This window comes from Serratia sp. HNCC26DJ206 (assembly GCF_057180605.1).
On record NZ_JBXUGP010000041.1, the window covers coordinates 25,660 to 33,359 of the forward strand.

At 46.5% G+C, this 7,700-nt stretch carries 9 protein-coding genes and 1 pseudogene; 2 read left to right on the forward strand and 8 right to left on the reverse strand.

Translation table 11 applies throughout. The features are described from left to right. Positions 1–237: 237 nt before the first annotated feature. Positions 238–1,206 carry an ArdC family protein gene (locus AC2A1E_RS21525; RefSeq protein ID WP_484385434.1) on the reverse strand — a complete coding sequence of 323 codons (969 nt, stop codon included), beginning with the start codon at positions 1,204–1,206 and terminating at the stop codon, positions 238–240. 1,140 nt (positions 1,207–2,346) lie between these two features. Here AC2A1E_RS21525 and AC2A1E_RS21530 point away from each other — a divergent pair. Then, a pseudogene (locus AC2A1E_RS21530) lies at positions 2,347–2,682 on the forward strand (replication initiation protein); the annotation flags it as partial. Here AC2A1E_RS21530 and AC2A1E_RS21535 read toward each other — a convergent pair. Together AC2A1E_RS21535 and AC2A1E_RS21540 are read right to left on the reverse strand one after the other, a co-directional pair. Then, the gene (locus AC2A1E_RS21535) at positions 2,637–3,359 is read right to left on the reverse strand and encodes a hypothetical protein (protein WP_484385435.1); all 723 of its coding nucleotides are present in this window, start codon (positions 3,357–3,359) and stop codon (positions 2,637–2,639) included. The pseudogene AC2A1E_RS21530 and the gene AC2A1E_RS21535 overlap by 46 nt on opposite strands. Before the next feature lie 5 nt (positions 3,360–3,364). Next, on the reverse strand, positions 3,365–3,898 hold the full coding sequence (locus AC2A1E_RS21540) for a hypothetical protein (RefSeq protein WP_484385436.1): 534 nt from the start codon (positions 3,896–3,898) through the stop codon (positions 3,365–3,367). Positions 3,899–4,170: 272 nt separating this feature from the next. Here AC2A1E_RS21540 and AC2A1E_RS21545 point away from each other — a divergent pair, with 272 nt between their 5' ends. Next, positions 4,171–4,380: a mobilization protein gene (locus AC2A1E_RS21545; RefSeq protein WP_484385437.1), complete on the forward strand. Its 210-nt coding sequence runs from the start codon at positions 4,171–4,173 to the stop codon at positions 4,378–4,380. A 288-nt stretch (positions 4,381–4,668) separates the two neighbouring features. Here AC2A1E_RS21545 and AC2A1E_RS21550 read toward each other — a convergent pair whose 3' ends face one another. The 5 genes from AC2A1E_RS21550 to AC2A1E_RS21570 form a co-directional block, all read right to left on the reverse strand. Continuing rightward, positions 4,669–4,917, reverse strand: a complete 249-nt coding sequence (locus AC2A1E_RS21550) for a hypothetical protein (RefSeq protein WP_484385438.1) — start codon at positions 4,915–4,917, stop codon at positions 4,669–4,671. Positions 4,918–4,968: 51 nt separating this feature from the next. Next, positions 4,969–5,196, reverse strand: a complete 228-nt coding sequence (locus AC2A1E_RS21555) for a plasmid partition protein ParG (protein WP_484385439.1) — start codon at positions 5,194–5,196, stop codon at positions 4,969–4,971. Between the two features lie 49 nt (positions 5,197–5,245). Next, entirely contained in the window at positions 5,246–5,866 is a 621-nt protein-coding gene (gene parA, locus AC2A1E_RS21560; RefSeq protein ID WP_484385440.1) for a ParA family partition ATPase, read from the reverse strand. Between the two features lie 127 nt (positions 5,867–5,993). Continuing rightward, positions 5,994–6,746 carry a tyrosine-type recombinase/integrase gene (locus AC2A1E_RS21565; protein WP_484385441.1) on the reverse strand — a complete coding sequence of 251 codons (753 nt, stop codon included), beginning with the start codon at positions 6,744–6,746 and terminating at the stop codon, positions 5,994–5,996. A gap of 299 nt (positions 6,747–7,045) precedes the next feature. Beyond that, positions 7,046–7,315: a hypothetical protein gene (locus AC2A1E_RS21570; RefSeq protein ID WP_484385442.1), complete on the reverse strand. Its 270-nt coding sequence runs from the start codon at positions 7,313–7,315 to the stop codon at positions 7,046–7,048. Between the last annotated feature and the right edge of the window lie 385 nt (positions 7,316–7,700).

Below are 7,700 nucleotides of genomic sequence, written 5' to 3' on the forward strand. Positions count from 1 at the left end.
TGGCCTCCCCGCTTCACTGGCTTTTTCTCATGTGGATATGTGGACAATGCTCTGATGAGTGCCAGCAAAAAAAGTTGGCCAGCGCCGCCGGTCGGCAAAATTGCCAGCAAAGTCTCACCAGGCATCGAGCTGAAGCGGCCCAGAATGCCAGCAAAAAAGACCCGACCGGCGCGTCCTGGTACGCCCGGAATGCCAGCACGGTAATGAGAAGCCCTACACCGTAGGGCTTTACCATCCTCAGCAATCCATCAAATACCGATGCGCTTTAGAAGCTGCACTTGCCGCTTTGAAAATGTAGCGTTTATCGTCTTTCAGTGATTTCAGCCATGAGGCTATATAGCTGTCGTGCTGAACCTCCCCCACTATCCCTAAATCAGCCATCAGAAACGCGCTGCCGAGTTCGGCGATCAGTTCTTCAAACGCGTATCCTGTCGAACCGAATTTCCCTTTCATCTCGCGGTTTAAGCGTTTTTTTCCACCTGTCCAGTGCGTCAACTCATGCAAGGCCGTGGCATAAAAATTTGCAGAATCATCAAACAAGTGACGCTCTGGCAGTACCACTTCATCCGTCGCAGGGCGAAAATAGGCGGCTTGGCCCCGTTCGGTAACGTCGGCCCCGCAGTTCTGGATCAGGGTTTCTACATGCGAAAGCGGGGCAAAGATCGCCGGTGCTGTCACCGGGCTAATCTCCTGCTCAGTTTCCGCCAGTGGCAAGCCGTCGATTTGCTGGACATTAAACACCGTGAACGTTTTCAACATTGGGATTTTCTCGATCTCGCCTTGCTCGTCTTCTTTTTCCAGCGTCTTGTAAAAAATGGCGGTGGTGCCTTTTTCCCCTTTGCGCACTTGCGCCCCTTCCGCCGCTGCCTGTTTGTAGGTTAACCAACGGCTATCAGTAAAGCCGTGCAGTGATGCACTGGCCCACAGCAACATGATATTCATTCCACTGTAAGACGTGTTTGTTGCGTAATTCGCCGGTATACCAGACATCCCCTTAACCCGCTTCCACGGACACACCCAAGGCTTAACGTCTGCTTCCAATGCCTCGATAATGCTATTGGTGACGATCTGGTACAGGTCTATTGAGGATGTTTTTTTGCCCTTAGACCATTTCGTGTTTGAGGAGCCTGACTCATCAAGCGGGGATACGCTTGTCGCTGGTGCCGTGTTAGGGGAGGTAAGTTGGCTGTTCAGGGTGATCGTCATGGTGTCTCTCCGTCTTGTGTGATTTTCGTCTTCGTTTCGCCTGACGGTTCGTCTTTTCGATAGCGTTCTGACACGCAAGGGCGCGTTCGCGTGCCATTTACCCTTGCGAGGAGGGTTGTATTGAAAAACGATTAACCGGAAGCTGATACGAAGGGGAGAAGCACGGGAGAGGCGACCTTGCACCCTGAACAGGCGACTGTAGCGCCCCTTATATGGCAGTGGTGAAAGGGTCTAGCTTATTGTCCACATATCCACATGAGAGAAGCCAGTGAAGCGGGGAGGCCAACCAGCCACCCCGCGAACGGGAGCGCCTTTTTGAGCGGAACAAGCGAAAAGGGGTCGATTGTGGGTATGTGGTCAATTGTTGCTGTGACTGATTTTAACAAAGACGGCCAACGGCCCCCGGAGGGCGGGGCGAACGGAACGATCGGACGAGGGATGCGCAGGGCGTGGCGCTGTTGCTTTTATTAATCAAATAGCTAACTAAAAGTGTCTTATTCAGCGAGGTCATAGAGTGCAGTTTGGAGCGTAATGATGGCTTGCCTGTACCTAGGGTTCGATGGCCAACGGGGCTTTGTTGAATAAATCGAATTTCCGCGATTTAGGGGCATTTGGGAAGCATGCGTTCTCTTGTAACTGATTTATCTTTTGCGACAGATCTCTTTTTGACTACTCGTACAAACAAAAGTGATTTATTCAACAAAGCCGGCCAACGGTGTAAAAAACCACGTTAAGAGGTATCAAAAATCGAAATTGACACTACAGAGTATCAAAATGGTCAAAAAATGGTATTTGGAACCACTTATTGGATGCTTGCCAGAGAGTAATTTGTTCACGCCAAAAATCAGCACGTTGTTGTGATTTCATCATATCACCTCTATATTAAATGAATCCAGAGGCAGTGTTGCGCAGTCAATGGCTAAAAAACAGAGGCTGATTTAAGAGCGCTTACGATAAATCAGTAAGTTGATTATTTCCGATAGGCTTACGCAAAATACGGCCAAAATGAGTATAGGTAATTTGGCTATCGTAAATGAGGTGGCTAAGAAGGGCAATCTACGATGTAAATTGGCTGTTTGATTCTTAGTTATTTAAAATAACCGCTTAACGGCGTTTACTGTTCCGTTACTCCCTAAACCCCGTAATTGCACCTTGTTCGATAAAACCCGCAAGTGGGCATACCGCGCCATCCGTCAGGGCTGGCCTGATTATAGTCAATGGCTGAAAGCCTGCTACGAAAGTGCCAGCGCCTACAACCTGCAATTTTTAGAGCCTCTGGATGAAAGTGAGGCTAGTGGTTATGTAAAAAAAACGCACACATCAGATATTCAGTCAAAAAGAGGTGTTAAGTCAGGATTGTCTCGCTACGAGAATAGCATAGAGAAAAAGTCCCCTTGGTTAGATATGGGGATAAGCAGGAGGAAGTATTACTACATTCGTTCAGCTTTGTCATCTAAAGGTGACTTGAATGAGTAGCCCCCATTTTTTTGTTGTCTTTTATTGACGTTTCTTAACTGTTCCTGCCTAACTATATCTTGAATTGAACTGTTGAATTCATCTATGTTATCGTGCAGGACAATAGATAACTGGTTGATTTTTTCCAACTCACCAGACTCGAGGTTGCTTTTCTTTAATATTTGTTCGAGATTGTGATGAAAACCTCTTATCAAATCTAAAAGTCTTTGCGAACTATCATTGTGCTTTATTTTTTCATTTTGGTAATAGTCATTTTCCAATATCAGGTTTTCAACTTCTTCCTGTAGCTCCTCGTTTCTTTGTGTGATTCCAAATGTTTTATTCTTTTCTAGAGTTAGCTCACTCTCTATAGCTGTGACTTTTTTTATTGTTTCACTCTGAATGAGACTTGATATTTCGTCTCTAATTTGTTTTTTGACAACACCCAGCTCTATGGTGTGCCTTCTGTTCTGTCTTGAAAGGATTTCTAGATAGATCGATTTTATACTTTTTCTCTCACCTTCTATTTTTTCATTTGTTTCCGATTCCGTTAGTTTAGATGAGATGTAAATACTCAAAAGAACAACAATAGGATATATGAATTGAGAAAATGAGCTGTCTATAGATGTTACATTTGTATTTAACAAAAATATAATAAGCGATGGGATTGCGTATTGTAGTAGTGTTATGAATTTCATATTACCTACATATTTTCGCTTGAAATGTTTTTATGGTTTATTCCATATTCCGCCATCATTTCGCTGAATAGTGATGGCGCGTTACTGAGTATATACAAGCAAGTTAATAGTGAGCTCTTTGTTTCTTCTTTAAATAAGTCGGATTGACGAGTGAAAATCAAATCACTATTGAATGTTACTGTTAACGTATCTAGTTTTTCTCTTTTAAAATCCAATAATCCATTGCGCCTATCCTTCCTTTTTTCCAATATGAAAGCTTTGAACCCCATGTATGTTGAATTGAAATCGTTTAACATGTTAAATAATCTGGCGTTGGAATATAGCCCAATGGTGTCATACTCGAAACTATTCGATAAAGTAATTAACTTTACATCATTCCTTATTTGTATAAGATAGGTGTAGGATAAACTACCCACCTCATGATTAGAATAATCTAGTGATCCAAAAGAGTATGACTCATCGTTACCTGTTACTTCCTCTTTTACGTTGGTTATATTTTCTATTGTCTTTAAGACATCAGCTAACTCAGAAGTGCTCATTTTTTCAACTCATATAAAAACATACTCCTACTACTATACCCCATTTGCACTGGAACCTATATCAGATAACCGCCTCTCTAGTGGAGGTCTGTTTTTTTGCAGCCACCTCCGGATATGACATACTGCACCACACCTTAAGCCAGTACACACAGCGTCCCCTCTGCGAGGTGCCGTCTGTGACTGCTTCGGGGGGCTCGCCGCCCCCCTAAACTCCGGGCATCCACTGCGAAACTTTCGCACTTTGGGTGCGAATATTTCTCAGCGGAATGAGTATGGAAAAGCGCACGAGAGAGATCAAAATCCGCCTGACCGACTCAGAGCATCAGCGTCTGATAGACCGCTGTGACCGTACCCGTCTGGCCGAATGGCTGCGCCAGCTCGGTCTGGGAGAACACACCGCCAGAAAGTGCCGTCTGCCTGATGTTACGCCCGAACTTCTGCGACAGGTCAGCGAGATATATGGCAGTGGTGAAAGGGTCTAGCTTATTGTCCACATATCCACATGAGAGAAGCCAGTGAAGCGGGGAGGCCAACCAGCCACCCCGCGAACGGGAGCGCCCTTTGAGCGGAACAAGCGAAAAGGGTTCGATTGTGGGTATGTGGTCAATTGTTGCTGACTGATTTTAACAAAGACGGCCAACGGCCCCTGGAGGGCGGGGCGAACGGAACGATCGGGCGAGGGATGCGTAGGGCGTGGCGCTGTTGCAGTGGCTTTTATTAGGTGGTTAGCTGACTAAGTTAATAGCTTATTCAACTATTAACTTAGCGTCTTAATCAGCAAGGCCGTAGAGTGCAGTTTGCGCAGCCTGAAGCGCAGTGATGGCTTGCTTGTACCTGTCATTTTTAGCGGTTTCCCGGCTCAGCTCTTGACGCAATCGCTGTAATTCTTGTTGCTGCTGTTCATATGCCCCGATGATTTTCTTGATTGCGCTGCTTGCTGTTCTCTCGCCCGTCAGCCCTTGAACCACTGCGATCTCTGCATCCTCGGCGGCGCTTGTTCTAAGTGTGATATTTCCCATATATCCTCCAATGGTATTTTTACACTTTTGAGTTTTTACTCATTTGTGTCATTACTCATTTTCTTTTAACCAATCATCAACTAGCGCTTTGATGACATCAGAAATCGATGTCCCACGCTTTACACACGTGGCTTTAAATCTAAGGTGTATATCCTCATCAAAATTAACGTTCACCCGCTTTTGTTTGCCAACAGGCGCTGTTGCAGTGACTACTTTTTCTAAGTCTCGATGCTCTCCGAAACTCATTGTTTTTGACGTGTGCTGTTTTTGTAATGCCATGATGTGCTCACCTGAAATTGTATGCTGCTTCAATTGAGTTTATGAGTATTTACTCAAATAGACCTATGATTTCACGCGTAAGGATCTGGATCTCTCCTTTCGCAGCCCCGTCTGTGGTATCAAACACACTCTCCCCCTCAAGAACGGACTTCACGTAGCTTTGGCGCTGAGTGATGGCGGTCTTCAGAGCTTTAATGCCTGTCTGAGCAATGCTGTTCTTCAATACTCCTAACATGGTTGCTTGCTCAATCTTGCGGGTAATGAGGAATCGAGCTTCTACAGGGCGGTTATAGGCTTGTGCTTCAAGTACCGTGACAACTGTTCCGGCAGCGGAGAAATCCAAGGGGCTTGGCGTCACGGGGATGATGATCAGGTCACTAACCATCACAGCGGCGGAGGTAATCACAGAAAGGGAACCTGCTCCATCAATAACGACAAAATCATAGTCACTCAGATCCTTACGTACCTGGTACACATCTTTTTCAGATGCCGCGGTGAATACGTCAAAAGCAGCTTTCCCGGCACTGTTCCAGTTGGTCAGACTCATTTGGGGATCAGTATCAACGACGGCTACGCGATACCCGGAACTCGCTAGGCAGGCACTGAAATTGATCGTGGCCGTCGTTTTTCCAGAACCACCTTTGGGATTCAGAAATGCAATGATTTTCATACTCAAACCCTCATTTACTCAAATGTGTTTATGTGTTATTGAGTTAATTATACACATTAACTCAAATGAGTAAATGTGTTTTTATGTGCATACACTCATTTGTGTAATTGAGTAAAAAAGGCATAGTTTACTTACTGCCGCCGATCAGTCCCTTGGCGACATCAACCCTCATGCTGAACCGCACGCCGTACTGATGCCCCACGTCCAGCGCAAACACTCTCGTATACACTTCGGTACTGCTAGCCTCTTTATGGCCCATGTAGGTCTGTACCACTTTAAGCGGCACCCTGCACTGGATCAAATGCATGGCAAAGCTGTGCCGAAAGGTTTTCGGGGTGATCACCGGCAAACTAAAGGTGACGCCGTCACGCTCGGCCCGGAGCCGTGCGGCCTTGATCCAGTTGCGCGGGGTTTCGTCACTGGCGACCGGCCACAGTGGCGCATGGCGCAGCGGCTTGAAACTGGCGAGGTACTCGTGCAGCCGTTGCACATACCCGGCATCGAGCAGCGGCACGATGCGCTTGAGCGGTTCATCTTTCCGGGGGCGACCTTTGCCCCGTTCGCGCTGCTTCAAGGTCTTGAGCACCACGAACGGCTTCGGCCCGTCCAGGTAAAACCCTGCCGGTGTCAGCGCGAGGGCTTCATTCAGTCGAGCGCCGGTGTTCCACAGCGTATCGATAAACAGGCGTTGCCGCAGATCGGGGAGGTAGGCCAGCAGAACGGCCACTTCCGGGGCCAATAGATAGCGGGGCAGATCCAGATCCCCGCAGGCCAATACCATCTGCCGTATCGCCAGCGCATCGGCGTAATCAAAGTACGCCACCGGCGCACTGATCGCGCTACGTGAATTCTGGCTCTCGTCGTGGAGTATCAGGCTCATTTTTTCAAAATCCGCAATTCAGGGGTAAAGGAGGTATTTTGACGTAAAACAGCACAATGAACGATCACAATAAATCGGTGATGGCATCAGGGCAGGGAAGCGGGAATTTGGGGAGTTTTCTGTATAGGGGAATAAAACCTAGGCTATAGGGTGCTGGCCGGTCACAACCGCCCCCCGGAACGTGCCAGCCAGACACCCTAGAACACCATATATAGTATGAGTTATCCTCTGATAAAGCACAACATGTAGGATTTTGGGTTACAGGACAAGGATTGGGCGGTATCCCGGTAAAGCCCAACTCACCAAGAATCTAGAGGGAAAGCATCTCTGCCCCTGTCCAAAAGGCTCATTTTTCCGCGCTCATCTTCCATAACAAACCCTTTCCCCTTTAGCGTCCCCACCAAAGCAGAGAGATATTCCTTGCTAATGAATTTCAACTCAAGGGATAACGAATCTATATCAAATAATCCATCGTCGTTATTGATACAAGCAAGCACCTTCTTTAAATGGTCTTTATAATCGTCAGGATATAGCTCTAGTCCGATCATACTCACATTTACATCTGTCATATAAACACCTCATTTTGTTTGTTCAGGCATTTTATCACATCCAGATAATAGTTTTTTGTAGGTGCTGTTCGAGGGCCAATAACAGAAAAAACCGCTTGGGTGATTTTCGGAGAAAGTCCAACAATAAAAAAAAACCCATCAAGAGATAGGGCTGGCTGTACAGCAGCGGATAATTTCAGAGTGCTAGTTGCCATTAGAAGAGGTGGTGTCTAACACCCAATCTGATTCGTTGTTCGGTGTCGGTTCCATAATATTCGTCACGCCAATAGCATAAGTCAAATCCTGATTTCCCCGCCTCAGCGATTTAAGCCATCCAGGAAACTACCGGTAAACCGGATAGATCCACTGTCTCAAGAAGTTGGGGAATTCATCATCGGTTGTCAGC